General features: G+C 70.3%; 19 protein-coding genes and 2 riboswitches. Of the genes, 3 read left to right on the top strand and 16 right to left on the bottom strand.

The annotated features are described in order from the left end of the window. Positions 1-210 precede the first annotated feature (210 nt). A complete protein-coding gene (locus tag HUA78_RS07535) occupies positions 211-720 on the top strand; it encodes a hypothetical protein (RefSeq protein ID WP_174475966.1) in 510 nt (169 codons plus the stop codon). A 45-nt stretch (positions 721-765) separates the two neighbouring features. Here HUA78_RS07535 and HUA78_RS07540 read toward each other — a convergent pair whose 3' ends face one another. The 6 genes from HUA78_RS07540 to hprK form a co-directional block, all read right to left on the bottom strand. Beyond that, on the bottom strand, positions 766-1,473 hold the full coding sequence (locus HUA78_RS07540; RefSeq protein ID WP_174475967.1) for a QsdR family transcriptional regulator: 708 nt from the start codon (positions 1,471-1,473) through the stop codon (positions 766-768). Next, entirely contained in the window at positions 1,470-2,315 is an 846-nt protein-coding gene (locus HUA78_RS07545; RefSeq protein WP_141644418.1) for an SDR family oxidoreductase, read from the bottom strand. Before HUA78_RS07545 ends, HUA78_RS07540 begins: the two co-directional genes overlap by 4 nt. A 34-nt stretch (positions 2,316-2,349) precedes the next feature. Beyond that, entirely contained in the window at positions 2,350-3,873 is a 1,524-nt protein-coding gene (locus tag HUA78_RS07550) for an NAD(P)/FAD-dependent oxidoreductase (RefSeq protein WP_174475968.1), read from the bottom strand. 150 nt (positions 3,874-4,023) lie between these two features. Then, positions 4,024-4,578 carry a manganese efflux pump MntP family protein gene (locus HUA78_RS07555; RefSeq protein WP_174475969.1) on the bottom strand — a complete coding sequence of 185 codons (555 nt, stop codon included), beginning with the start codon at positions 4,576-4,578 and terminating at the stop codon, positions 4,024-4,026. A gap of 3 nt (positions 4,579-4,581) precedes the next feature. After that, positions 4,582-5,445 carry an RNase adapter RapZ gene (gene rapZ / locus HUA78_RS07560; protein ID WP_141644415.1) on the bottom strand — a complete coding sequence of 288 codons (864 nt, stop codon included), beginning with the start codon at positions 5,443-5,445 and terminating at the stop codon, positions 4,582-4,584. Beyond that, on the bottom strand, positions 5,442-6,407 hold the full coding sequence (gene hprK, locus HUA78_RS07565) for an HPr(Ser) kinase/phosphatase (protein ID WP_141644414.1): 966 nt from the start codon (positions 6,405-6,407) through the stop codon (positions 5,442-5,444). Before hprK ends, rapZ begins: the two co-directional genes overlap by 4 nt. Positions 6,408-6,599: 192 nt before the next feature. Between hprK and HUA78_RS07570 the strand changes: the two genes are divergently transcribed. Together HUA78_RS07570 and HUA78_RS07575 are read left to right on the top strand one after the other, a co-directional pair. Beyond that, positions 6,600-6,944, top strand: a complete 345-nt coding sequence (locus HUA78_RS07570; protein WP_174454237.1) for a histidine triad nucleotide-binding protein — start codon at positions 6,600-6,602, stop codon at positions 6,942-6,944. A gap of 95 nt (positions 6,945-7,039) precedes the next feature. Next, positions 7,040-7,810, top strand: coding sequence for a YoaK family protein (locus HUA78_RS07575; RefSeq protein WP_174475970.1), 771 nt, complete (start codon positions 7,040-7,042; stop codon positions 7,808-7,810). 1 nt (position 7,811) lies between these two features. Here the strand turns inward: HUA78_RS07575 and HUA78_RS07580 are convergent, their stop codons facing one another. The 10 genes from HUA78_RS07580 to HUA78_RS07625 form a co-directional block, all read right to left on the bottom strand. Then, entirely contained in the window at positions 7,812-10,241 is a 2,430-nt protein-coding gene (locus tag HUA78_RS07580; protein WP_174475971.1) for a spermidine synthase, read from the bottom strand. A gap of 19 nt (positions 10,242-10,260) precedes the next feature. Then, positions 10,261-11,952, bottom strand: coding sequence for a carbon starvation protein A (locus HUA78_RS07585; protein WP_174454235.1), 1,692 nt, complete (start codon positions 11,950-11,952; stop codon positions 10,261-10,263). 75 nt (positions 11,953-12,027) lie between these two features. Further along, on the bottom strand, positions 12,028-15,315 hold the full coding sequence (locus HUA78_RS47455) for a serine/threonine-protein kinase (RefSeq protein ID WP_174475972.1): 3,288 nt from the start codon (positions 15,313-15,315) through the stop codon (positions 12,028-12,030). 83 nt (positions 15,316-15,398) lie between these two features. After that, entirely contained in the window at positions 15,399-17,081 is a 1,683-nt protein-coding gene (locus HUA78_RS07595) for an FHA domain-containing protein (protein WP_174454233.1), read from the bottom strand. A gap of 161 nt (positions 17,082-17,242) precedes the next feature. Beyond that, positions 17,243-17,734: a ubiquinol-cytochrome c reductase iron-sulfur subunit gene (locus HUA78_RS07600; RefSeq protein ID WP_174454232.1), complete on the bottom strand. Its 492-nt coding sequence runs from the start codon at positions 17,732-17,734 to the stop codon at positions 17,243-17,245. Then, positions 17,731-18,465, bottom strand: coding sequence for a cell surface protein (locus tag HUA78_RS07605; protein WP_371745522.1), 735 nt, complete (start codon positions 18,463-18,465; stop codon positions 17,731-17,733). Before HUA78_RS07605 ends, HUA78_RS07600 begins: the two co-directional genes overlap by 4 nt. After that, on the bottom strand, positions 18,462-19,910 hold the full coding sequence (locus HUA78_RS07610; protein ID WP_174475973.1) for a hypothetical protein: 1,449 nt from the start codon (positions 19,908-19,910) through the stop codon (positions 18,462-18,464). Before HUA78_RS07610 ends, HUA78_RS07605 begins: the two co-directional genes overlap by 4 nt. A gap of 147 nt (positions 19,911-20,057) precedes the next feature. After that, positions 20,058-20,272, bottom strand: a riboswitch (cobalamin riboswitch). Positions 20,273-20,292: 20 nt separating this feature from the next. Next, positions 20,293-21,906 (bottom strand): MXAN_6577-like cysteine-rich protein, encoded by a 1,614-nt coding sequence (locus tag HUA78_RS07615; RefSeq protein WP_174475974.1) that lies wholly within the window; start codon positions 21,904-21,906, stop codon positions 20,293-20,295. Then, positions 21,881-23,896, bottom strand: a complete 2,016-nt coding sequence (locus tag HUA78_RS07620) for a TonB-dependent siderophore receptor (RefSeq protein WP_174454229.1) — start codon at positions 23,894-23,896, stop codon at positions 21,881-21,883. The genes HUA78_RS07615 and HUA78_RS07620 overlap by 26 nt, the downstream gene beginning before the upstream one ends. A 58-nt stretch (positions 23,897-23,954) precedes the next feature. Then, positions 23,955-24,202: riboswitch (cobalamin riboswitch) on the bottom strand. 6 nt (positions 24,203-24,208) lie between these two features. After that, entirely contained in the window at positions 24,209-24,733 is a 525-nt protein-coding gene (locus HUA78_RS07625) for an FHA domain-containing protein (RefSeq protein WP_141648015.1), read from the bottom strand. Positions 24,734-24,782: the final 49 nt, after the last annotated feature.

Consider the following 24,782-nt stretch of genomic DNA (forward strand, 5'->3'; position numbering starts at 1 on the left):
CAGTTGCCACCTGACGAAGGGCTCGCGACGGGAGGGGCCTCTGGTTTGATTCCCCTCAGGAGGCCGTCCACCATCCCAGGCTGACGGGCCCAAGGCCGACCGATGGGGTGTTCCTGGAGCAGCAGCAGGCGACGGACCGTCTTCGTCCACTGTCTCCATCCACTCCCCAACACAGGCACCAAGCCATGGTGCCTCCGGAGTTCTCCCGTCATGTCGCGAACTGGCCGCACACTCTTCAGCGCCGCCCTTCTCTCCGCGCTCTTCGCCGCTTGCAGCCCCGACCCCACCGAGGGGACGCCGGTTTCCAACGAAGAAGTCACCCTGGATGAACAAACGCAGGGACTCGAGTCCAACGGCGGAACCCTGGCGGCCTGTACCGCCACGGCCATCTGCGGCACTTGCACGACGTTGACGTGCAGCGGCACGTCCACCTGCTCGGCGCTGAATGGCACCACGGGCTTCGTCACCTGTGATGGCGTCACGAAGTCCTGCCGCACGTGCACGTACGGCGGCATGACGTTCAACGATGGGGAGGGCTACCCGATCGACGGCAGCACCAGCTGCTCCGCCAAGGACGACGGCTACTGTCTTGGCGGTCCCCCTTCTCGGGCAGATCCTGCGTCGGCAGCGGAGAGTGCTACGCCCGATGCTGCAATGGCGAGTGGCAGTAGCGCTGCCCAATCGTGCATGACCAGGCCATCGCGGGTCCGCACGGCGTGAAAGCGGGCGGTGACACGGAAGTGGACTTTCGAGCCCACCTCTTCGTCACCGCCTGTTCCACCGCGCATCCCCCTCCTCCGCGGTGAGGAGGATGAGCGTCGCGGTGATGGCGGCCTGCACATCCGGCGGGTCGCCCGTGAGCGCGTCCCGGTACAGGAAGAACTGCCCCACCCGGACGATGACGTTCGACAACGCCTCCAGCCCCATCGCCGGTCGGAGGTGCTTGTCCCTCACGCCCTCCTCCAGCGCCCTCCGGATGCTCGCCGCGCAGCGCTCCTCCACCCGGCTGCTCTTCGACATCAGCACGCGCATCGCGTACTCGGAGTCCTGCTGGATGAAGCGCCGCAGGGGCGCGTCCTCCACAATCAGGTGGATGAGGCGCTGGGTGACATCCGCCACATACGCCGTCCCCTCCCCCTGGAACTCGCTCCTCGCGGCGGTGAGCGCGGCCTCGAACCGAAAGGACAGCACCTCCCCATAGAGCAGCTCTCGCGTCCCCGCCCAGCGGAACACCGTCGCCCGACTGACGCCCAGCTCCTGCGCCATCCGGCCGATATCGAAGCGCTCACCCTCGTTCCACCACCGCATCGCCAGCGCGAAGAGGTCCTGCGGCGTCGCACGCGAGGGCACCTCCAGTCGCTGCGAGAGCGGCGTTACCCGCGCCCGCGCCTTCTCTCGCGAGGCCGGCCGACGCGTCCTCGAAGGCGCTTCCTTCGTCGCGCGCCGCGAGTCCTTCACGCGCGTGCGCTTCATGTCGCCGCGCTCAGCATCTTCCGCCGTCGCCGCCGCACCCCTGCCACCAGCACCCGCTGGTACAAGGTCGGCAACAACCGCTGGAACAGGTCGATGAGGACCGCGTCCCCGCCAATGAGCTGCCTCCGCCGGTTCTTCCGAATCGCCGTGAGGATGTCCTCCGCCGCCCGCTCCGGCGTGGTGGCCAAGGCCTTCTCGAAGTCACTCGACGAGCGCTCGTCCGTCCACCCCCGACGCACCGTCACCCGCGCATTGCGCGCGATGTTCGTCTTGATGCCCCCAGGATGCACACAGGTGACACCGATGGTCCCCGGATCCACCTCCAGCTCCTGCCGCAGCGCCTCCGTGAAGCCCTTCACCGCGAACTTCGCCGAGTTGTACGCCGCCTGCGTCGGCACCCCAATCAGCCCGAACACGCTCGACACGTTGACGATGTGCCCCTCGTCCACCGCCTTCAGGTGAGGCAGGAACGCCTTGGTGCCATACACCACCCCCCAGAAGTTGATGTTCATCAGCCACTCGAAGTCCTCGTACCGGGTGTCCTCGATGGTGGCGCCCAACGCCACGCCCGCGTTGTTGATGATGATGTGGACCGCGCCGAACTCCCGCGCCACATCATCCGCCCACGCATGCACCTGCTCGCGCTTCGCGACATCCACCCGGTCCGCCCGGACACGGACGCCGTGCGCACGGCACTGTGTCTCCGTCTCGGAGAGTCCCTGCACATTCACGTCCGACAGCGCGACGTGACACCCCTGACGCGCAAGCAACACCGCCGTGGCCCGGCCAATGCCCGAGCCCGCTCCGGTAATCGCCGCGACCTTGTCCTTCACCGATTTCATCCGTTGGCTCCGTTCCGCGTCCACCGCCACCGCGTCAGCCGTGCGCCTGCTTCCGGGGGCTCGCCCCGGTTTTCAAGGACGCGCGCCGACGCCGGGTGATGGCGACATATTCCGAGGGCTCGAAGGTGGCGACGCGGCGCCTGTAGTCGAACGTGAAGCCCGGCCACAGCGTCGAGTTGCGCCCCGTCGCATCCAGGTACCAGCTCACACACCCGCCCCGCATCCACACCGTCCGCGCCATCCGCGTGTCGACATCCTGGACGAACGCCTCCTGCGCCTCCACCGTCGGCTCCACCGCCGCCAGCCCCCTGCCCTCCAGGTAGCGCAGCGCGCTGAGCACATGCGCCAGCTGGCTCTCAATCATCAGGATGACGGACGTGTGCCCCAGCCCCGTGTTCGGCCCCAGCAACATGAAGAAGTTGGGGAACCCGCTCACCGACGTCCCCAGGTGCGCCTTCATGCTCCCCGCCCACGTCTCCGCCAACGTGCGCCCATCGCGCCCCCGGATGTGCCGGGCGAATGACGGCTCCGTTATCTGAAAGCCCGTCCCGAAGATGAGCGTGTCCACCGGATGCTCGACGCCCGATGCCGTGACGACGGAGTGCTCGCGCACCTCCTGGAGCCCCTCCGTGACGACCTCGACATTCTCCCGCGTCAGCGCCGGCAGGTAGTCGTCCGACACAAGCACTCGCTTGCAACCCATCGTGTAGGAGGGCCGCAGCTTCGCGCGGAGCACCGGGTCCGGGACGGACTGCTTCAGGTGCCGCCATGCCCCTCGCTGGGCCCAGCGGATGATCCACGGATACATGAACGCCAGCGCGGACAGCTCCTTCACCGCGTAGAGGCCCGCGCGCATCAGCCACCGCGCTCCGGGAACGCGCGTGTACAGCCACTGCTTCCAGCCGGCAATCGCGTGGTCATTGCGCGGCAGAATCCAGGGAGGCGTGCGCTGGAAGAGGACCAGCCGCTCGACCTTCGGCTGGATGGCCGGGACGAATTGAATCGCGGACGCGCCCGTGCCCACCACGGCGACCTTCCGGCCCGTCAGCTCATGCGAAGGGTCCCACCGCGCCGAGTGCATCACCTTGCCCTGGAAGCGCTCCAGTCCTGGGAGCGCGGGCTGCACCGGCTCGCCGAACGCCCCCGCCGCGAGGATGAAGACGTCCGCGGTGAAGAGCCCCTCCGACGTCTGGAGGCGCCAGTGCCGCGCATCGTCATCCCAGCGCGCGTCCTCCACGGCGTGACGGAAGCGCACGTGGGGGAGCACGCCGAAGCGCTCCGCGCAGTCGCGCAGGTACGCGTGAATCTCCGGCTGGGGCGAGTACGCCCGGGACCAGCGCGGATTCGGCGCGAAGGAGAACGAATACAGATGCGACGGCACATCGCACGCGCACCCCGGATACGCATTGTCCCGCCAGACGCCGCCCACGTCGTCCGCGCGCTCGAAGAGGACGAAGTCCTCCAGCCCCTCCTGCTTGAGCCGGATGGCCATCCCCAGGCCGCCGAACCCACTGCCCGCGATGGCCACGTGGAAGTGCCGCGTCGGGGGAAGGGACATCCAGGCCTCCAGTGGGAATCCGCGCTACGCACTCCCAGCATGGCGCGCCATGAGTCACTTCACAAGGATGACGCATGCATGAGGTGCCCCGACAGGGTGTCGCATGAACGACAGGCTCGGGCGGAGGCTTCGAGCCCACCGCCGGGAGGCCTACGCGGACAGGTGCTCGACGAGCGTCTTGAGGCCGATGCCGATGAGCACCAGGCCGCCGAGGATTTCGATGCGGGTGCCGAAGCGCTCGCCCAGCCGCTTGCCGGCCCAGGCACCAACGATGGACAGCACGAAGGTCATCACCCCGATGAGGGCGGTGGAGAGGACGATGCCCAGCTCCAGCGCGGGCAGCGTCACGCCGACGGCGAGCGCGTCGATGCTGGTGGCCACGCCGAGCGTCAGCAACATGGGCAGGGGGATGCCGGTGGCGGCGCGCTCCTCCTCGTCATGGGAGAACGCCTCCCAAATCATGTGCCCGCCCACGAGCGCGAGCAGCCCGAAGGCAATCCAATGGTCCACCGCCGCGAAGTGCGTGAGGATGGCCTTGCCCCCGAGCGCACCGCCCAGGGACATGCCGAACTGGAACAGGCCGAAGGTCAGCGCCAGCTTGAGGACATCCGGAGGCCGAGCCCCCCGGATGGCCATGCCACTGGAGACGGCGGTGGCATCCATCGCCACGCCGAGCGCGAGCAGAAGCAGGGTCACGGAGGCCACGGACTACTCTTTCTCGATGTCGCGGTCCCAGAGCTGAACGCGGGTGTTCTCGTCGGCCAGCCGTCGGGTCAGCTCCGCGGCGATGGCCACCGAGCGGTGCTTGCCACCCGTGCACCCCAGCGCCACCGTGAGGTACGCCTTCCCCTCCTTCTGGTAGCGGGGGAAGAGGAAGCGGCACAGGTCCACGACCTTCTCGAGGAACTGCTGCGTTTCCTCGCGGTCCAGCACGTACGCGGCCACCTTGGGCACCTTGCCCGTCAGCCCCTTCATCTCCGGGACGAAGTACGGGTTGGGCAGGAAGCGCACGTCCAGCACCAGGTCCGCCTGCGGCGGCACCCCGTACCGGTAACCGAACGACATCACCGACAGGCTCGGCCCCGCGGCGGGCTCCGGGCTGAAGCGCGCCTGCACCATGCGCTTCAAGTCGTGCACGTTCAGCACCGACGAGTCGATGACCTGGTCGGCGATTTCGCGCAAGTCACGCAGCTCCTGGCGCTCCGCCTTGATGCCGTCCGCCACGGTGCCGTTGGGCGCCAGCGGATGGCGGCGGCGCGTCTCGCTGAAGCGACGGATGAGGCTGTCATCGCTCGAGTCGAGGAAGAGCACCTCCACGTGGTGACCGGCGCGGCGGACCTCGTCCAGCACCCGGGGCGCGTCCTTGAGGAACACGCCTTCACGCACGTCCATCACCAGCGCCATCCGCTCGATGTTGCCCCCGCCCGCGAGCTCCGTGAGCTTGGGCAGCAGCAGCACCGGCAGGTTGTCGATGCAGAAGAACCCCGCATCCTCCAGCGCCCTGATGGCGGTGGACTTGCCGGAGCCGGACATGCCGGTGATGACGACCAACTGTTTCGCGGGCGCGGTCACTCGACCTCTTCTCCCAGGGTGCGGCGCATCGCCCCTTCGGCGATGGCTCGGTTGAGCCGCTCGGCGAATTCCCTCGCCGAGTGGTGGCCCTGAAGTTTCAATAACTGGTTGCGGGCGGCCACCTCGATGATGGTCGCCATGTTACGGCCTGGACGCACGGGTACCACCGACAGCGGGATGTCCACACCCACAATCTGGAGATGTTTGTCTTCCACGCCCAGCCGGTCGTACTCCTGATGGGGGTCCCATTCCTGCAGCTCGATGACGAGCTCGATTTTCTTCTGCTCGCGCACCGCCGCCACGCCGAACAGGTCCTTGATGTTGATGATGCCCAGGCCCCGGATTTCCATGTGGTGCTTGATGACCGGGTTGCCCGCGCCGTAGACGGCCCCTTTGCGCCGGGTGACGTCGACGATGTCGTCGGCCACCAGCCGGTGGGCCCGCATCACCAGGTCCAGGGCAATCTCGCTCTTGCCGATGCCGCTCTTGCCGAGCAGCAGGATGCCCACGCCGAAGACGTCCATCAGCACGCCGTGCAGGCTGCTGGACTCGGTGAGCGCTTCCTCCAGGAAGGACTGCACCCGGGTGATGAACTCGCTGGAGAGCAGCGGCGTCTTCATCAGCGCCAGCCCGCCGGACTCACACGCCGTCACCAGGACGGGCGGAATCTCCAGCTCCTTCGTCACCACGACGCACGCCAGGTCCTCTTCCTCGAAGAGCTTGGAGAGCGCCTCGCGCTGCCGCGACTCCGGCAGGGTGGCCAGGTACGAAATCTCCGTGTTTCCGAACACCTGGACCCGGTGGGGGTGGAGGTGCTCGGTGAAGCCCGCCAGCGCCAGCCCCGGCTTCTGGATGCGCGGCGAGTCCACCGTCCGAGTCAGCCCGCTCGCGCCCGCGATGAGCGTGAGCCGCAAGTCGTAGTCGTGGTCCTCGATGAGCTGGGAGATGCGGATGGATTTCATCGTCGGGGCCTGGAATATCACTGGTGGGACCTTTTGAGGCGAGGTGCCCACCTGGCATGTCGTCCCCTACCTCTACCCCCGATAACCCACCCGAGCGAAGCCCTGGTCGCCCGCTGGGGGAATCGCTTGGGACTTCAACAATGAGCGCCGAGGCCATTTCCCGCCGCCTCGTGCGTTGCTAAGCCCCCGGCCATGTCCGACTGCCTCTTCTGCAAGATTCGAGACGGCCTCATCCCGGCCAAGGTCGTCTATCAGGACGACGCCTGCCTGGCCTTCGAGGACATCAATCCCCAGGCGCCCACCCACGTCCTGTTCATCCCCCGCAAGCACATCGCCACGGTGAACGACGTCACCGCGGAGGACGAGGCCACGGTGGGCCACCTCTTCGTGGCGGCGGCCAAGCTGGCGAAGCAGCGGGGCCATGACAGCAACGGGTACCGGGTGGTGATGAACACCCACCGCGACGCGGGGCAGACGGTGTTCCACATCCATCTGCACCTCCTGGCGGGTCGGCCGCTGCTCTGGCCTCCAGGCTGAGCAGGCACGCGCCGCGGATCGCCAGGGCGCGGGAGTGGACGCGAGCCGGGTGAGCGGGTGCTAGCGTTCCCCGACAGCGCAGGGGTGCGCCGCGCATGCCCTTCACCACGGAATCCTCTCCCAGCAACCGCCGCGCCTATACGCTGCTCTCGCTCCTGCTCGCGGCGGTCGCCGGCGCGGTGAATGCGACGGGCTTCGTGGCGCTCGGCATGCACACGTCTCACATGTCCGGGAACATGGCGGCGATGGGCGAGTCGATTGCCACGGGCGAAGCGCGCCTCGCGGTGCTCGCCGGGCAGTTGCTCCTGTCCTTCCTGCTGGGCGCGGTGTGCGCGGCGGCGCTGCTGGATGCGTCCCGACACCGCTCGCGAGGCCGGCACGTCGCCGCGCTGATGGTGGAGGTGGTTGCGTTGGCCGGCATCGGCACGGCGCTCACGTCCTCGCCGGGGACGCGCGCGCCCGTGCTGATGTGGGGCCTGTCCTTCGCCATGGGGCTGCAGAACGCGCTCGTCACCCGGGTGTCCGGCGCGGTGGTGCGCACGACACACGTCACCGGCATCCTCACGGACATTGGCATCCAGTTGGTGCGGATGTTCGCCTGGGTACGGGACGGGGCTCGCGGCCAGGGCGTCGCCGGCGTGTTGCGCGGGCTGCGCGCCCTGCCCTCCGCCATCGAGTTCGAGCGCACGCGCCTGCACTTGGGACTGGGCGCCGCGTTCCTGCTGGGGTGCACCAGTGGGCCGCTGCTCTATGTCCACCATGGGCCCGCGGCACTGGGGTTGCCGTGCGCGGTGCTGCTCCTGCTCATTGGCCTGGACTTGAGCCCGGCGGCGCGGCGACAGCCGGACTCGGCCTCGCGCGCCTGAGTCACGGCGAAGCGGGCTTCGCCATGGGCACCTTCGGCGGGCCCGAGGGCGCCTCCACATCCACGACGTTCGCGTCGGGGCCAATCTGGCGCAGCACCCGCAGCACGCTGCTGCGGTCATCCGTCCAGGCGAAGTCCTGCTCGTCACGCAGCCCCAGGCGGCGCACCCGCGCCTTGGCACGGGTGAAGGTGGGGCCCCAGGAGAACTCGCGGTCTGGACTGAGCAACATCCAGTTGCTGCGCAGCGCGCTTCCTTCCGTGTCGTGGAAGACGAAGGCCGCGTACATCCCCAGGCGGCGCGCGTGCGACAGCGTCACTGGCACCAGGTCCAGGTGCACGTTGCTGATGTGCAACGCGAGGACTCCGTGCGGGGCCAGGTGCCGCTTGTACAGGGCGACGGCCTCCTCGGTGAGCAGGTGCACGGGGACGGAGTCGGAGGAGAAGACATCCAACGCCAGCACGTCGAACCCACCGGGCTCGCCCCGCTCCAGCTCGCGCTCCAGGGAGATGCGCGCGTCCCCCTCCACCACCTCAATCGTCGCGGGCGAGTCGCCCAGGTAGCTGAAGAAGCCGCCCTCGCCTCGCGCCAGGGAGATGACCACCGGGTTGATTTCATAGAAGCGCCCCCGGTCCTCCTTCTCCAGCAGCGCCGCGCTCGTCCCCACGCCCAGCCCCAGCACACCCATGCGCAGACCCGGAGGCAGTCCCACCGCCGCGCGCAGCCGACGCTGCTCGGCGACAGCCAGTCCCAGACCGGCCTCTCGCGTGTAGTAGGTCGTGGGCCACGAGCGCAGCTCCGGTTTGACGTACTGCATGCCATGGGTGATGGCGCCGTGGCGCTGACTGTAGAGGTGCTTGTCCGGCGACTCCTCGTTCTGCTCCGTCACCCTCACCACGCCGAAGAAGTTCCGCTCGCTGAACAGCGCCTTGTCCAGCTCCCGGTTCACCGACAGGAACAGGTTCACCGTCACCATGACGAGCATCGCGCCGCGCAGCACCCGTCGGCCGCGCTGACTCCACGTCTCTGCCGCCGGCCCGCGCACCATGCCCGCGAGCGCCACCGCGCAGCAGCCTCCCAAGGACAGCGGGTACTCCCAGTACGCGCGGAAGAAGGCGGTGGCCACGCCGCTGACGAACAGCGCTCCGAGCACGCCACCGGCGGACACCCACAGGTAGAAGGCGCTCAAATGGCGCGGTGACGGACGCAGCCGGTACAGCTCGCCGTGACACACCATGCAACCGGCGAAGAGCGACGCGGCGTAGGCGATGAGCTGGAGGGTGAGCGGGAAGTGGGCCCCCGCCGCGTGCGCGTGCGCCACCATCGCTCCGGAGCCGATGAGCAGCACCGAGTAGACCGTGCGCGAATAGAAGGACTCTCGCGAGAAGGCGATGATGAAGGTGAGCAGGTAGACGGCCAACGGCAGCACCCAGAGGAAGGGACCCGCCGCCACGTCCTGCGAGAGCTGGTTCGTCGTCGCGAGCAACAGCACGGACGCGCACGTGGCCAGCCCGAGCCACGCCAGTGTCCGGCCCACACCGGGTCGAGCCTCGGAGTCGGCGGGCGCGGCCTCCAGTGAGGCGCCTCGTGCTTCTCGCCGCATCGCCTCGAAGGCGGCTTCCCGGGCCGCCTCCGCGTCCGTCTGAAACCGTGACGCCGACTCAAACGCCATCGATGAACCTGCGCCTGCATCCTGCGTGGCCATCGCGCCGACTCGGGCGCTGACGTCCTGCGATGCGAGTTCGCCCGATGTCACTCGGGCCGTGGCGCCCTCCACGAGGGAATCCTCTCGTGGACCTGTCGCTTCCGTGCTCGCCACCACACGCTCATGCCGCAGCACATCCAGCGCGCACACCGCGCAGGCTCCCACGAAGAGGACGAAGCCCACGCCCCAGCCCCACGCCTGCGTGGCTCGCCCCACCCACGGCTCCACGAGGAAGGGGTAGCCCAGCAGCGCCAGCAGCGAGCCCACGTTCGACAGCGCATACAGCGCATACGGTGAGCGGCCGGGCCTCGCGCGAGCAAACCAGGACTGGAGCAGCGGCCCCGTCGTGCTCAACACGAAGAATGGCAGGCCGATGGTGGCCGCCAGCATCGCCAGCAACCTCGGCACCGCCAGGTCCGTGCCCACCGGACGCCACTCCGGCCCCGGTGCCACCGGCGAGCCCACCCACAAGGCCCGCGCCCCCAGCACCGCCACCGCCACCGCCAGGACGCCCAGGTGCACCTTCGCCTGCGTCCGTGGCGTCAGCCGTGAGGCGAGCCCGTGCGCATACGCATACCCTCCCAGCAGCGCCGCCTGGAAGAACAGCATGCATGCGGTCCAGACGCCGGGCGTGCCGCCGTACCACGGCAACGCATACCGCCCCGCCAGGGGCTGCACACCAAACAGAAGGAAGGCACTGGTGAAGATGGCGACGGCGTAGCGGAGCATGGTGAACCTGGAGGCTGAATCAGACCGCGGGCGCGGTGGCCGGAGGTGCTCGCCGGGAGCGCAGCGCACGCGCCCCCGCGGTGAAGAGAGACAGGGCCAACGCCAGCAACACCACCGCCACCACCCCGTTCACCCGGGAGACGGCGGAGCTGGCCGGCTGCAGCGCCTCGCGCACCAGGAGCACCAGGCTGGTGAGCGTCACGGCCCCCACGAACAACATGGGCACCAGCGCGTACACATACGGCCGGCTCGTGCTCTTGAGCCACACACAGACGCCCAGCAGGGACAGCGAGGCGAGCAACTGATTGGACGTGCCGAACAACGTCCAGAACGAGCGCCACGCCCCCGTGCCCGCCAGCAGCACGAAGGCCAGCGGCACCCCACACGTCACCGCCGTGGCCACCATCGCCGACACCCGGCCCTTCCGCCCCGTCAGCTCCTGGAGGATGTAGCGCCCCAGCCGCGTGGACACGTCCAGCGTGTCGAACACGAACGTGGAGAAGGCCATGGCGCCGAACGTCGTGGCGAAGACGAGGTGCTCCTTGCCCAGCACCGTGACGAGTAGGCGTCCCAGCCCCGCGCCGTACACCGCGCCCGGCGCCTTGCCCGTCAGCTCCCCCTTCGTGGCAATCATCACCGTCGCCAGCGCGATGACCGCCACGAAGCCCTCCAGCAACATCGCCCCGTAGCCCACCGGCTTGCAGTGCGGCTCCTTGTCTATCTGCTTCGACGTGGTGCCCGAGCACACCAGCCCGTGGAACCCCGAACACGCCCCGCAGGCGATGGTGACGAAGAGGAAGGGAAACAGCGCGCCTCCCGCCCCCGGCACGTTGAAGCCCGCGAAGGCCGGCTGCTGAATCGACAGCTCCCCGCTCAACCCGCCGTAGAAGATGCCCACCACGCCCACCGCCAGCGCCGCGTAGAGCACGAAGCCGCCCAGATAGCCGCGCGGCTGCAGGAGCACCCACACCGGCGTGAGCGACGCGACGAAGCAGTACGCGAGGATGAGCGCCGCCCAGCCCCGCGCATCCAGCACCAGCAGCGTGGAGAAGCGCGTGCCCAGGTACACGACCCCCAGCGTCGCCGGCACGAAGATGAGCGTCTGCAGCCACAGCGGCGGCTTCAGGTACCTGTCCACCAACCCCATCACCACCGCCAGCGCCAGGTATGCAATCGACGCGAAGGCCACCGCGCCGCCGGGGTTGAAGCGGAAGGTGAGCCCCTCCAGCTCCGCGTCGCCGCTGACGAACGTCGCGGCCGTGGCGTCCGTGAAGGCGACGATGACGTAGACGAGCGCCACCCAGATGAAGGCCAGCATCGCCAACCCCGCCGTTGCCCCCAGGTGGGTGCGCACCACCTCCGCGATGGAGACGGCCCCGTGGCGCACGCTGGCCACCAGCGTGGCGAAGTCATGCATCGCCCCGATGAACACCGCGCCCACCGCAATCCACAACAGCGCCGGCAACCAGCCGAACTGCTGCGCCGCGAGGATGGGGCCCGCGATGGGACCCGCCGCGGCAATCGCGCTGAAGTGCTGGCCCAACAGGTAGAAGGGCTTCGTCGGCACGAAGTCCACGCCGTCGTTCTTCGCGTGCGCGGGCGTCTGGGCCTCACCGTCCAACCGGAACTGCCGGGCGATGAAGCCACCGTAGAAACGATAGCCGAGGGCCAGCACCACCAGGAACACGCCGGCAATCAGGGGGAGGCTCATCCCTGAAGGCTTTCCCGCCCGGGACTTCCGGTCAACTCCATGACTCCTGGACGCTCGGGGAACGAATCAGCGTCCTCACTGCCCCACTTTGTCCAGCTGTCGCTGCGCGGCCTTCTTGAGCCGCTTCACCTTCCCGAGGAGCTCGGGGTCCACCTCTCCCTCGGAGGCCTCCACCAGTTCCTTCAGGTCGTCCCGCTGCTGGCACAGGAAGCCCAGGTCGTCGCAGGAGCGGAACTCCTGGAGCGTCTTGAACACCGCAACGGACTCCTTCCACTCCTTCTTGAGCTCGGCCTGGGACTTGTTCGTGCTGCCGGAGATGATTCGCACGCGCGGGGCCGCCGCGCGCTTCGGAGGGGCGGACTTCAGGGGCGCGGACTTCGGGGCGCTGTTCAGCGGGGCCAGGAACAGGTCGTCGGACAGCTTCTCGTCCGAAGGCTTCGGCGGAGGAGGCGCGGGGGGACTGTCGGCAGCGGCCTGTGGGCTGTTCACGGCGGCCACGTCACCCGTGGCTGGAGGCGCCACGGCCCCTTCGCCCGGCGCGGCCTCTGGAAGCGCGGGCTCCCCGCGGGCCACGGCGCTCTCGGAGGGCAGCGGCGGGGTCCGCTCGATGGGCCTGGAAGGCGGCGGGCCCTCCAGGACCTGGGTGAGCCCCAGTTGGTGCGTCAGGCGCCTGCGCAGCACGGGGTCCAGGGTGAGCGCGGCGGCTCCCGCCAGCAGTGCACCCAGTCCGCCCAGCACCACCACCCACGCCACGACGGACCTGCGCTGGGAGCGCCTGGGGATGGTCGTCCGACGGGTGTCCTCTCCCGGGCGGCGCGCGGCGGGCTGCGCATTCGGACGGACGGGCACCGCCGTGCGGCGCGTCTCGTCATGCGAGGGCATGGACACGCGCACGTCCACGTCCTCCTCCTCGTCCTCGACTGGCGCGGGCGCCGGGGCGGGCGCGGGGCGGATGACGGAGGCGGACCCCGTGCGCCGGCCCGACACGGGCGCCATGCCAGGAGACGAGGGGCGAACGCGGCGTGAGCCCGTCTTCGGACGCGACGGGCCGGACCTCTCCTCCTGCTCCCGCGCGGCGCCTTCCGCGTCGCGAAGGAAACTCTCGTCCAGCACCACGCGAGGCTGGGTGTCCTCATGAAGGCCGGCGGCGGCACGGGGCTGCGTGTCGGCCGCGCGAGGCCCCCGAGGGTCCGTGTCCGCGTCGCGAGGCGCACGCGGCTGCGTGTCGTCGGAGCGCTCCGCGCGCGGCGGCCGGGACGCGCGCGGATTCGTGTCCATCTCCTCCACCCGCGCCGCCTGCTCGTCGTGCCCCATCTGCTCGGGCGTGAGCACCGGCAGCTCGGCGCTCTCCGGCTCGGAGCCCGTGTCCGAGACGACCACGCCCGGCTCGGCACTTCTCGAGGGAGGCGCACCGCCCGGGTTCGTGCGCACCGGCGTGCTCGCGGGGATGGAGATGGCCGGCATCACCATCGCTCCCGAGCGCGTCGGGGCGCTCGGAGGCGGCGAGGAGAACGGTCCGCTCGTCGCGGAGACGGCGGGCATCACCAACGCCCCCGAGCGCGCGGGAGCCCCGGTCGGAGGCGAGCCCGCGGGAGCACCCAGCGCCTGCCGCTGCGGCATCACCGCGGAGGGAGGGGACACCGGCGCCGCGGGCGGCGGCTGGGACGCTGGAGGCGGAAACCCACCGGGACGAAGACCCGACGCGGGCACCGGGGGCCGGGACATCGGCGCGCCAGGGCGAGGCTCGCCCCCCAGCACGCGCAGCGGCTCCGCGCGGGGCTCCGTCGGCTCCACCGGCCACGGAGAGGGGTCCGAGTCGGCGGGGCCGACCACTGCGCCAATCGGCAACAGCTCCAGCTCCGTGGGCCGCATGTCCGGACGCGCGGGCATCGGGGGCGGCGGCGCGGGCGGGGACCAGGGGGCGGGTGGAATGGCCTCCGGCGGCAGGGTGGCCAGCGGCACCTCCCGCGTCTGCGAGGGCGGGCGCATCACGGGAGCAACGGCGGGCGGCGGCGTGGGAGGAGGACGGTTGAAGGCCTCCGGCTCCACCTCCACCGAGGGCGACGTGTCCGGATTCAGCCGGCTCGCCCGGGCGCGGGCCTCTTCCTCCAAGGCCTCCAGCGGGAAGGCGGGCCGCGTGGCCTCGTCCATGGGAATGCCCGGACGCGTCTCGCCGTCATTCACCGGACCGCCGGCCTCGCGGCTGCGCGGCGTGGGGTGGAAGGAGAGCGCCTCCACCGGGCCATCCAACCGGATGGTCTTCGCGGGGAGGATGGCCCCCGCCGGCAGCGTCGCGCGGGGCGCGGTGCCGCCGTCGTCCTGCTCCTGCGCCGCGGCCCGTGGCTCGGGGACACCTCCGCGCGGCACGTCCTTGAGGCTGGCCAACAGGCGCCGTTCGGACTGGAAGTCCGCCGTGAAGAGCTCCCGCATGAAGCGGCTGACGCTCTCCGGGCCCGCGCTGGCGTCAATCTCCATCAGGCACGTCTGCAGCCGGCCACGGAACTCCTCCGCCGTCTGGAAGCGCTGCGTGGGGTCCACCTCCAACGCCTTGGCCACCAGCGCCGTCACCGAGCGCGGCGTGAGCGGCTCCACGTCGTCCAGGGGGGCGACCTTGGGGTTGGCCACCACGGACATCAGCTCGCCGGGGTGGATGCCGTCGAAGGGGTTCTTGCCGGCGATGAGCTCGTAGAGCGTGAGGCCCACCGCGTACAAGTCACTGCGACGGTCCACCGGCTGGTGCCGCGCCTGCTCCGGGGACATGTAGAGGAACTTGCCCAGGATGATGCTCGGGTTCGTCTTCGCCGCGGACAGCCGGCTCTTGGCGAGCCCGAAGTCGACGACCTTCACCTCCCCCTCGTAGGAGATGAGGATGTTCTGCGGAGAGATGTCCCGGTGGACCAGCTTCAGGTCCTCGCCGTCGTCATCCTTCTTGCGGTGCGCATAGGCGAGCGCGTCCAGCACCCGGCCCATGATGTAGAGGATGAAGGTGAGCGGCAGCGGCACCTGCCTGTCCCGCACCCGAGCGGCCACCTTGCGCAGGTCCTTGCCGTCCACATACTCGAGGGCCATGTAGGCCTCGCCCTCGTGCAGCCCCATGTCCAACACCTGGGCGATGGAGCCGTGGCTCAGCCGGACCAGGGTGCGCGCCTCGCCCACGAAGCGCTCGACGAAGTCGCTGTCCTCCGCGAGCTGCGGGAGGATTTTCTTGATGACGCACAGCTTCTCGAAGCCCTGCGCGCCCTCCAGGCGGGCGAGATAGATCTCACCCATGCCGCCCGTCGCCAGATGGGACAGGAGGGTGTACCGGCCAAAGGGCTGGGGCCGGAACGGACGCAGCCGGGCGGAAGGGTTATGGGCGTTCATGGAGGCGGGGGTCCACCACTCGGGCCCCATTGAACCCCGTCCAGGGCCACGGCATCAACCCGTCAACCTGCCGCGAGGGGTTTTCACCGCAGGCCCGGGTTGGTGAGCGTGCCGACATCCTCGTCGAGCACCTCGAAGACGGCCACCTTCTCCCGGGGGGCGCGCACCATCCGCTCCCCCAGGGGCATCACGTCGAAGCGGGCCCCCACGGAGGCCAGCATCTTGCCGGTCATCAGCACCTGGCCGGGGTTGCCCGTGGCGGCCAGCCATCCGGCCACGGCCATGCCCTCCCCCACCGCCGTGTAGTCCGAGCGCACCTCGTTGCCGATCATCCCCACCAGCGCGCGCGTGGTGTGCAGGGCCAGCCGCAGCTCACAGCGCTCGTCCAGGGGACGGCGGCTCATGGCCCGCTCCCAGTCCGCGCGCAGGGACAGGGCGGCGCGCACGGCCCGCACGGCGTCCTCGCCCTTGACGTAGGGCACGCCGAACAGCGCCCGCATGGAGTCGCCCTGGAAGCCCTCCACCGTGGCCTCGAAGCTGAACACGATGCCGGTGGCCCGCGAGTGGAATTCGTTGAGCAACTGGGTGGCCTTGGCCGCGCCGATGCGCGGAGCCAGCGCGCCAAAGCCCACCAACTCCACGTGCAGCACGGTGAGGGTGCGCTCCTCCAGCCCCGGCAGCCGTCCCCCCTGACGCAGGGCCTCCGACGCGCGGCGCTCCGCGATATCCGGTGGGTGGAAGCGCTCCAGCATCCGGCGCATCCGCTCCAGCGTGGCGCCGCCCTCCTTCGGGGAGAACTTCTGCACGCCCGTGGCCACCAGGTGCGCCACCGCCGAGCACGCATCCAGCATCGGCTCCAGCCCATCCCCCTTCGCGGAGGTGTTGACGTAGAGCACGCCCGCGTACGGGGGCTCGGCGCCAATGGGGATGCACAGCACGCTGTCCACGCCGTAGAGAATGACGCTCTCGCGGGCGGCGAAGCGGCGGTCGTCGCGCACGTCACCCACGGCGAGCGCGCGGCCCTGCTTCAGCGCCTCGTCGACGATGGCGTCGGACACGGGCACCTCGCCCTTGGCCAGCTTGCCCCGGTGACGCACCGCCGCCGGCACCAGCGCGCCCGTGGGGTGCTTGAGCAGCACGACGGCCGTCGTGGCGTCCGTGCGCTCCAGCAGCCGGTCCATCGTCATGTCCAGGAAGGTGGACAGCGTGGTGGCGGTGGAGAGCGCCTCCGCGGTGCGGAACATCAGCACCAGCGTCTCCTGGCCGACGCGGGGACTGGCGGGCGCAATCGGCGTGGACGCGCTGCTGAAGTCCTCGAAGGGCATGGGCCCCACGTTGTCCAACAGGCGCAGCACGTCCGCGTCCCGCACGCTCTTGGCCAGCAGCACGGAGGGACCCACGTCCTGCCCATGGCCGAAGCGCACGACGCCGCCCGCGCCCAGGTCCACCATCTCCGTGGCCGCGTTCTCCACCGTGTTGGGCTGGCGGACCGCGAGCGTGTTCTCGCCCAGCGCGACGGTGTCCCCGGGGGACAGTTGTCGTGAGCCCTGCAAGGGCGCGCCGTTGACGCGACTGCCGTTACGGCTGCCCAGGTCCTCGATGCGGAGGATGTCCGCCTCGACGTACAGGCGCGCGTGCCGGCGCGAAACGAGGTCGCCACCCAGGACGATATCGTTCTCGTCCGCGCGGCCGAGGCTCGTCACGCCCTCGGGCAAATCGTAGGACGTATCGAAGTAGCCGGGCCCGTTGATGATGATCTGCCACATCGAATGCCCGACATTACACGACTCTCCCGTCTCATGAGAGAAGGAGACACCGCTTCGAGAGGGGGGACAGGAGTGACCCGGACTGCCGGCGCAAGTGCTTCGCGCCGCGTCAAGACTGACAGTGCTCCGGGCGACTCGCAAGTGCCCGCCAGGGCGAGTCCTCAGCGCGGCCGGTGGATGAAGACGGACTGTCCGTGGCGCACCGCGGTGAAGGCCGTCAGCGCTCTTTGGGCGGGGCCTTGGAGCACCGCGCCATCCAGCGCGAAGCGGGAGCCGTGACAGGGACACTCCATGACGCCCTCGGCCGGGAGCCAGTCCACGGCGCAGTCCCCGTGCGTGCAGATGCGCCACAGCGCCACGAAGCAGCCGGGCCGCGTGTGCACGAGCACCACGTCCAGGAGCGCTTCGGGCACGCGCACCTCGGCGTGGCCTCCTGGTGACTGCAGCGCCGGGTGGTCCGCGAGCCGCACTTCCACCCAGCCCTCCTCGGCCGTGCCCGGCACTGGCGCCCCGGGACAGGCGGCGCCGTCGGGCGGGAGGTCCAGGACGATGGCCTCCCGCCACTCCCCGCCGCACCCCACTCCCAGCGCGGCCAGGGCACAGCCACCCTGGGCCAGCGTGAGGAGCGCGGCGCGGCGGTCCAGCTTCGTCATGGCGCGGCCGTGAGCGACACGCCGTTCACCACGGCGACGCCGTCCAAATCGAACCCGGCGGACGTGCCGACGGAGCCGCTGGTGCCAGAGTCCTGGATGCGCACGTAGCGCGCCCGGCTCAGGCCCACGGTGGCCAGGTCGAACCCGTCTCCGCCCGCGACGGCGGGGTCCGTGGCGCTGATGCCGGCGGCGGGGTTGGCCGTCACGGGACGCACGCCCGCGCAGCCCGGGTAGTTGTTCGCCGCGTCCGAGGGGGCGCAGGGGAACTCGAACCACTGCACGCCATCGTCGCTCACGGACACCTTCGCCCGCTCGGTGAAGGCGCGAGGGCCTCCGGCGATGAGGAAGGCGTTCTCGAAGACGAGCAGGTCCACGCCCGGCCCGTCCATCACCGCGAGGTCCGTGAAGCGAAGGGTGATGGAGCCCGACTTGCCCAGCGAGAGGACGTCGAGCGAGCCGCTGTCCAACCCCGAGCCCACCGGCGGCCCGAGGACGATGGACGGGAAGCGGTCCTGTCCGAAGCCCGCGCCGGGGCCCGGAAGGAACTCCACGACCTCGTCCGCGTACGGGTCCGCGGGCACGGCGACACTCGCGTCTTCAGGCGAGCCCGAGTCCCCCGGCCCCGCGTCCTCCGAGGGCGAGGACGGGTCCTCACCACCGCAGGCCGACAGGCTCAGGAGCAGGGCGAGCGCCGCGCCCCGCTGGTGCGGCCAGGACACGCGGCGACTCACGGGGCCACCTGGAGGCGGACCAGTCGCTGGCCGTTCTTGTCGGCAACGCCCACCAGCACGTCCGAGCCGAGCGGCTCCAGCATCGTGACGGTGGTGCACTGGTCCACGTAGTCGAGCACGGCGGCGCGCGCGCCCACCGTGACAGTGTCGCTCCCCGTGCTGGTGGACAGCGCGAAGCGGGACACATCCGTGCTCACGAAGCTGAAGTTCTCGTCATACCCGCCGCGGTTGACGACGACACCCGCGCCGAAGGAGGACGCACTGTCGAAGTCGCTGCCCACCTCGATGGGCGACTGGCTGCCCAGCTCCAGCGGCGTCCCGCTGGTGACGGCCTGGGCGACGACCGACGGCGCCACGCCGTAGATGACGTTGACGAAGTCGCCGTTGAAGAAGCCCAGCGCCGCGACGCCGTTGTCCGCCACGGCGGTGAAGCCGCTGGCGACCACGCCTTCGGCCGGGAAGTTGGCCACGCGCACCGTGCCCAGGGGATTCGCGGACGTCACCACGCCGTAGATGCCGAGCCCCGTGGGCAGGGTGCCCAGGCCACCACCGTTGATGAGCACCGCGCTCGTGTCCCCGTTCGAGAAGGCCGCCGCGGAGTAGTTCTTCGGCGCGGTGAGGAAGGACGACGAGGCCGGCGTGGCGATGTCGTAGAGCGAGAGGGAGCCCGGAGACCCGGAGGCACCCGTGGTGTAGCCGGTGAAGACGCGCTGCCCGTCGTTGATGAGGTAGCCGCCCGCGTAGACCGCGACGCTGCCAGCGCGGTCCTCCGGGGTGACGACGTCATAGAGCTTGGTGGGGGACAGCTGGAGGTCGGGCCACGTGCCCATCGAATACAGCGCGGCGTCCTTGCCGCCCCCCTGCACCGCGTAGAACGAGTACGTCGGACCCGGCGACGAGCCCAGGGCGGAGATGCCATCCGGCAGCGGGGCCGTCTCGGTGGCGACGAAGCCCGCCTGGAGCTGGAGCGTGCCCAGCTTCGCGTCGTGCGGCGTCGTCTCACAGGTGACGGGGCCCGCGTCCGGCGTACCCGCATCCGGCGTGGGGTCCACGGGGCCGGCGTCCGGCGTGCCCGAGTCCACGGGGCCCGCGTCCGGCGTGGGGTCCACCGGGCCTGAATCCGGCGTGCCCGAGTCCACGGGACCGGCGTCCGGCGTGCCCGAGTCCACCGGACCTGAATCCGGCGTGCCCGAGTCCACGGGACCCGCGTCCGGCGTGCCCGCGTCAGGCACCGGAGGCTGGCCAATCGGCTCCGTCTCACACTTCTCGTCGATGCAGACCCACTGCTGGCCCGCGGGGGGCTCGCCGTTGTCGGCGCGGCAGTCGAATGTGTCCACGCACTCGGGGTTGCAACCCGTGCCGAGCAGCGCCACCGCGAAGGTGGTCACTGCCAGCGAAACAGACTTCGTCCAGGGAGCTACGCGCTTCCAGTCAGCGGTCTTCATCGGCGTCCTCAGTCCCTCTCCGCCCCCACGGGCGGGTGGGCATCCAGGAGGACGCGGTCGAAGGCGGGCCCGGGCACACCCACGTGCACGGAAGAAAGGCTGACGCCTCCGCCGCCTCCCCTCGGAGGCCTCGGTGATGTCCGTGCCCGAAGGGCACGGGTCCTTGGCAGGTTTTCGGACTCGCAGGCGCGGATGCCCCGGGGGCAACCACCTAGTGGCCGTCGCTTCCCAGCCCCATGGAGGGACCAGTGCTTCGTGACGGCGGTCGTTCCTGCACACCGCTGCGGGGCAGTCCCGGATTCACACCGGGTTCCCTAGAGCCGCCGTGTTTCCACGTCAGCACCGAGGACGCCGGCGGGGATATGGCGGGTGACCGGCATTGTCAATGGAGCGCGGTGACGTCGATGGCATTGGACACGGGGCGACGCGGGTCCAACGGGCACGCCTCCAGCGCGGGGCCCTTCGCCTCGGGCGTGGAGTAGCCACGGCGCTCCGTGAGGCGGCCGTCCCCCACCTCCACCACGAAGACGCGGCCGGCGTTGGTATCCGCCAGGTACACCGCGTCCTTCGCCACCGCGAAGCGACTGGCCACGGAGAGCACACACCCGGGAGCGCCCGGCTGACAGCCAGGGTTGAGCGCGTAGGAGGCCACGACGGTGTCGTCCTTCACCAGCACCAACCCGGTGGAGCGCACGGACGTCGCGATGTAGCCATTCTCCGGGTCATAGAGGGCCTCGCCGATACAGGCGACCACCAGCTGGTCCCCCACCGCCTCCACGTAGCCCGCGTTGAGGCAGCGCTCCGCGCCCAGGTCGATGGCGCTCATCGCGCCGGTGGAAGGGTCGATTCGCGCGAGCATGCCCGGCCCGTTGGGACGGTAGTCATTGGCGGGATTCAGATTGGTGAGCGCCACGTACACGGCGGAGCGCGTCGCCGTCACCGAGTACGGCAGCGGCATCACCGGGCCTCCGCCAAAGGGCTTCAGGTCCAGGCCCGCGAGCGACAGCGTGTCCACCTTGCGCGGCTGCTCGGGGTTGGAGATGTCCACACGCGCCACGGCGTTGCCGTGCTGGAAGTTGGAGCTCGCGGTGCCGAACAGCGGGATGAAGAGCGTATCGCCGAAGCGCGCGAGCGCCTGGGGACTGGTGTTCGCGCCCAGGTTCACCTGGTCCACCGTGCGCAGGCCCAGGCCATTGCCCTGCGCCGTGCCCTCGCGCTTGAGCACCTGGAGCGTGTTGTTCACCGAGTCGACGACGTACACGTAGGGCGGGTCCACGAGGATGTCGTTGGGCGAGCCGGAGACCACGCCCAGCGAGTCCTCCTCGACGAGGGTCCCCAGGTTGCCTCCCGCCGCCTGGAGCAGCTTGCCGTTCGTCATGTCCGCCGCCAGCACGAAGCCGTCCCATGACGCGAGCGACTGCACACCCGCGCCGAACTCGCGCCGGGGCCCCAGCTGGTCCGTTCCCGCCTGGATGCCCACGAGCTGTCCGTTCGTGAAGCACGCCGTCACCACGTCGTATGCGCACCGTCCGGCGTGACACGACTGCACGTCCGGACACGCGACGCCGCACGCGCCGCAGTTCAGCACGTCCGTCCGCGCATCCACGCACGCACCACCGCAGCGCAGCAGCCCCTCCGAGCAACCTTCGCGACACGCGCCCGCCTCGCACACCTGACCTGTGGCGCAGGCCGTGCCGCAGGTACCGCAGTGGGCCACGTCCGTCGCGGTGTCGACACAGGCGCCATCACAGGACTCGGTGCCAGCGCGACAGCCGCAGACGCTGTCCTGACAGACTTCGCCCGTGGAGCAGGTGTTGCCACAGGCGCCGCAGTGGGCGGTGTCGCCGCGCAGGTCCACGCAGGTGCCCTCGCAGACCGTGAGGCCGGCGGTGCACACCACGCCTTCATCCGGGCAGCCGGTGAGCACGAGGGCCAGGAGAGAGACTGACAGCAACGCCAGCGGCGTGGACTCAAGGGGACGGGGCGCGCGGGGCATGGGAGTCCTCGGAGGAGGGAGGCGACGGGGGGTTCGGCTCGAGCGACACCGCGAGGGTCGCGTAGGCCGCGCGCCCTGGCAGTGGGAAGCCAGTGAAGTCCTGGGCCCGCGAGTCGAGGAGGTTCTTCACCTCGACCGACAGGGTGACGTCCGGAGCGTGCAGGAAGGTGCTGGAGGCACCCACACTCCAGAGGGTGCGTGACGGAAGGTCGCGCGTGCCGGTGCGGTTGACGAGCTGAGAGGCCTGGTACAGCACCTCCGTGCGGGCGTTGAGCCAGTCGGGCCCGGCGCGCACGCGGCCCACCCACTTGTGGCGCGGGCGATAGGGCAGGTCCTGATTGTAGAAGCGTGGGTCGCCCAGACGATTCTGCGTGCGCAGCCACGTGTAGCTGCCGCTGGCGGACAGCCAGGAGAAGGGCCGGGCCTCGCCCTCCAGCTCCACGCCCCACACTCGGGCGGCGTCGAAGTTGTAGGGCCGCGCCATCATCGGGGGATACAGCTCGTAGGCGATGAGGTTCTCGTACAACGCCGCGAAGCCGCCCGCCGTCGCGCTCCAACGGGGCGCACCCGAGACACGCTCTTCGGAGTCCCAGACCAGGGCCGCGTCCGCGTACAGGGCGCGCTCGGGCTTCAAGCCGGGGTTGGGCAGGAGCGTGCCCTGGCGGATGTACAGCTCCAGGAACGAGGGCGCGCGGTGGGACTGGCCCGCGTTGGCGCGCAGCCCGAAGCCACCGCCCAGGGACACCGCCGCGCCGAGCTTCGGAGAGAAGAGCCAGTAGGGCCCCACGCGCTCCAGCCGCAACGAGGGCACCACCTCCAGCACGCCGCCCAACAGGGCCCACTCGTCCATGACCATGACGCTTCCGCGCCACCAGCCCGCGGACTGCGCGCCCCGGGCCTCGGTGACCTGCTCGCCGGAGGAAGCCACGGTGGTGGTCAGCGTATGAGCGCCGCCCAGCGGAGTACGCCCCTCCAGTTCGACGCCGCCGACGAGGTGGCGCTGCGGGCCTCCCGCGCCGAGGAGGCCGCCCGTGACCTCCAGGCCATCGCGCCGGAAGAAGCCTCGCGCGCTGCCTTGCGTGCCAGTGCCACCGAGCGCTCCCGACCAGCGCACCCCGAGCGAGAGCCGGTCCAGGTCCTGTCGCCCGGCGGACTGGGGATTCTGCACCGTGCCGGGAATGGCACGGTCCTCCAGGGCCAGCTCGGAGAGCACATCCAGACGCGAGCCTCCGGGCAGTCGACGTCGGTAGCGCAGCAGCACGCCACCACCCTTCGCGTCGTTGCGGGCACGGGCCTCGGCGGTGACGGGGTTGTCGTCCACCGCTGGCAGCTCGTCGAGTTCGTAGGCGAAGTCTCCATCCGAGCGCCCCGCATGGAGCAGCACCAGTCCATGTCCGTCGAGCAGCGGGCCCGTCACCGCGACGTGTCCCAGCGCCGTGTTCCAGCTTCCGTAGGTGACCTCACCACTGCCGCGCGTGTGCGAGGAGGGCGCGCGCGTGACGATGTTCACCGCACCGCCCAGGCCTCCCGAGCCATAGCGGGCGCCCGCGCCACCGCGCAGCACCTCGAAGCGCTCCACCAGCGCGGCGGGAACCTGGGACAGGTCCGCCATGCCGCCCGCGCCGTTGAGCGGGATTCCATCGAGGAACACCAGCACGCCGTTCGACGCGGCGCCTCGGACGACGAGGCTCTTGCTCTGGCCGTAGCCCCCCGAGTCCTGCACCGCGAGGCCCACCGAGCCGACGAGCAGCTCCGCCGTGTCGCGCGCTTCACCCGCGCGAGCGGTGGCATCGATGACGGTGATGGCGCCCGTCGGGTCCCTGCGCTCGGGCGAGTCCGGCGGTGGCGGCGACTTGCCGCGAACCACGGTGGAGCGCGCACGGGAGCTGTCCGGCTCCGCGGCGGCATCGTCCGGCACCTGGGCGCGGACTTCGACAGGGAGGCTGAGCGCCAGGCACACCAGGTGCCCGACGAGGAAGGTGCGCCGCATGCTCCGCCTTCCGCTCTCTCCATCGAAGAGAGAAGGCCGTCCGCACGTGTCGCCACGCGACACGTTCGCACCCCTGGGCAGGTCTCCTGGCTGATGGGCTCCGGCCTCAGGCGCACGGCGCGTCTGGCTGGAAGGGGGCTTCCGCCTTCCCCCGGGGCGCCTCAAGGCCGCTGCCGAAGTGGCGACTGTCCGAAGTCCCCGGCCCTGTCCTCAGGGCTGCCCAATCACAGTGGCGGGACCGCACCGGATTCGCACCGGCTTCCCTCTTGAAAGCCCGACATGGGCACCCAAGGGCGCACCCCTTCTAGGGGGTCACCTCCGTCGCGTCAAGCGCACCCGGGACAGCGCGGCACACGAGCGCACGTACTGCTCGAAAGCACTCGCTTGGAGGAACACCACCTCCGCGCCACCCAGTCGCAACGACGCGCGGCTGAACAGCGGCGAGGAGCGGCCCGGCACTATCAACACGCCTTCCTGATACGTGCCGCCGTGGCTCTCCAGGTCCGTCACGCTCCACACCTCCGTGTGCGGCTCCGGACGAAACCGCGCGTGCTGACGCGACACAGTGGGTTCGGGCAGGACGATGTCGCACTCGGGGCTGCGTCCCACCGTCACCTCGGGACCACTTCCCCGAAGGCGCGGCCGCAGCTCGAACACGACGGGCTCCACGACACGCGAGGGCGACGGGCCCATCAAGGTCGGCGCATCCACCGGAGACACCGGGCGCGGGCGACTCGGCATCGAGTCCCACACCAACACGGGCCACCCGACATCGCGCAGCAGCGCCTCGCGGTCCTCCCGAAGCTGAGCCATCAGCGCGGACAAACGGTGGAGCACGAGGGTCCTCCAGGCCGGAAGGAAGGTGCGCTCGCAAAGCTGTGCACGC

Origin of the sequence: Myxococcus sp. CA033 (assembly GCF_013336625.1) — a bacterium.
Taxonomy (GTDB): domain Bacteria; phylum Myxococcota; class Myxococcia; order Myxococcales; family Myxococcaceae; genus Myxococcus; species Myxococcus llanfairpwllgwyngyllgogerychwyrndrobwllllantysiliogogogochensis.

Excerpts from the sequence above, each read along its gene's own strand:
- HUA78_RS07545 (WP_141644418.1), bottom strand. The coding sequence starts at position 2,315 with ATGAAATCGGTGAAGGACAAGGTCGCGGCGATTACCGGAGCGGGCTCG.
- HUA78_RS07615 (WP_174475974.1), bottom strand. The coding sequence starts at position 21,906 with ATGCCCCGCGCGCCCCGTCCCCTTGAGTCCACGCCGCTGGCGTTGCTG.
- HUA78_RS07550 (WP_174475968.1), bottom strand. The coding sequence starts at position 3,873 with ATGTCCCTTCCCCCGACGCGGCACTTCCACGTGGCCATCGCGGGCAGT.
- HUA78_RS07620 (WP_174454229.1), bottom strand. The coding sequence starts at position 23,896 with ATGCGGCGCACCTTCCTCGTCGGGCACCTGGTGTGCCTGGCGCTCAGC.
- HUA78_RS07535 (WP_174475966.1), top strand. The coding sequence starts at position 211 with ATGTCGCGAACTGGCCGCACACTCTTCAGCGCCGCCCTTCTCTCCGCG.
- HUA78_RS07570 (WP_174454237.1), top strand. The coding sequence starts at position 6,600 with ATGTCCGACTGCCTCTTCTGCAAGATTCGAGACGGCCTCATCCCGGCC.
- HUA78_RS07600 (WP_174454232.1), bottom strand. The coding sequence starts at position 17,734 with ATGACGAAGCTGGACCGCCGCGCCGCGCTCCTCACGCTGGCCCAGGGT.
- HUA78_RS47455 (WP_174475972.1), bottom strand. The coding sequence starts at position 15,315 with ATGAACGCCCATAACCCTTCCGCCCGGCTGCGTCCGTTCCGGCCCCAG.
- HUA78_RS07585 (WP_174454235.1), bottom strand. The coding sequence starts at position 11,952 with ATGAGCCTCCCCCTGATTGCCGGCGTGTTCCTGGTGGTGCTGGCCCTC.
- HUA78_RS07580 (WP_174475971.1), bottom strand. The coding sequence starts at position 10,241 with ATGCTCCGCTACGCCGTCGCCATCTTCACCAGTGCCTTCCTTCTGTTT.
- HUA78_RS07610 (WP_174475973.1), bottom strand. The coding sequence starts at position 19,910 with ATGAAGACCGCTGACTGGAAGCGCGTAGCTCCCTGGACGAAGTCTGTT.
- hprK (WP_141644414.1), bottom strand. The coding sequence starts at position 6,407 with ATGAAATCCATCCGCATCTCCCAGCTCATCGAGGACCACGACTACGAC.
- HUA78_RS07540 (WP_174475967.1), bottom strand. The coding sequence starts at position 1,473 with ATGAAGCGCACGCGCGTGAAGGACTCGCGGCGCGCGACGAAGGAAGCG.
- HUA78_RS07595 (WP_174454233.1), bottom strand. The coding sequence starts at position 17,081 with ATGTGGCAGATCATCATCAACGGGCCCGGCTACTTCGATACGTCCTAC.
- HUA78_RS07575 (WP_174475970.1), top strand. The coding sequence starts at position 7,040 with ATGCCCTTCACCACGGAATCCTCTCCCAGCAACCGCCGCGCCTATACG.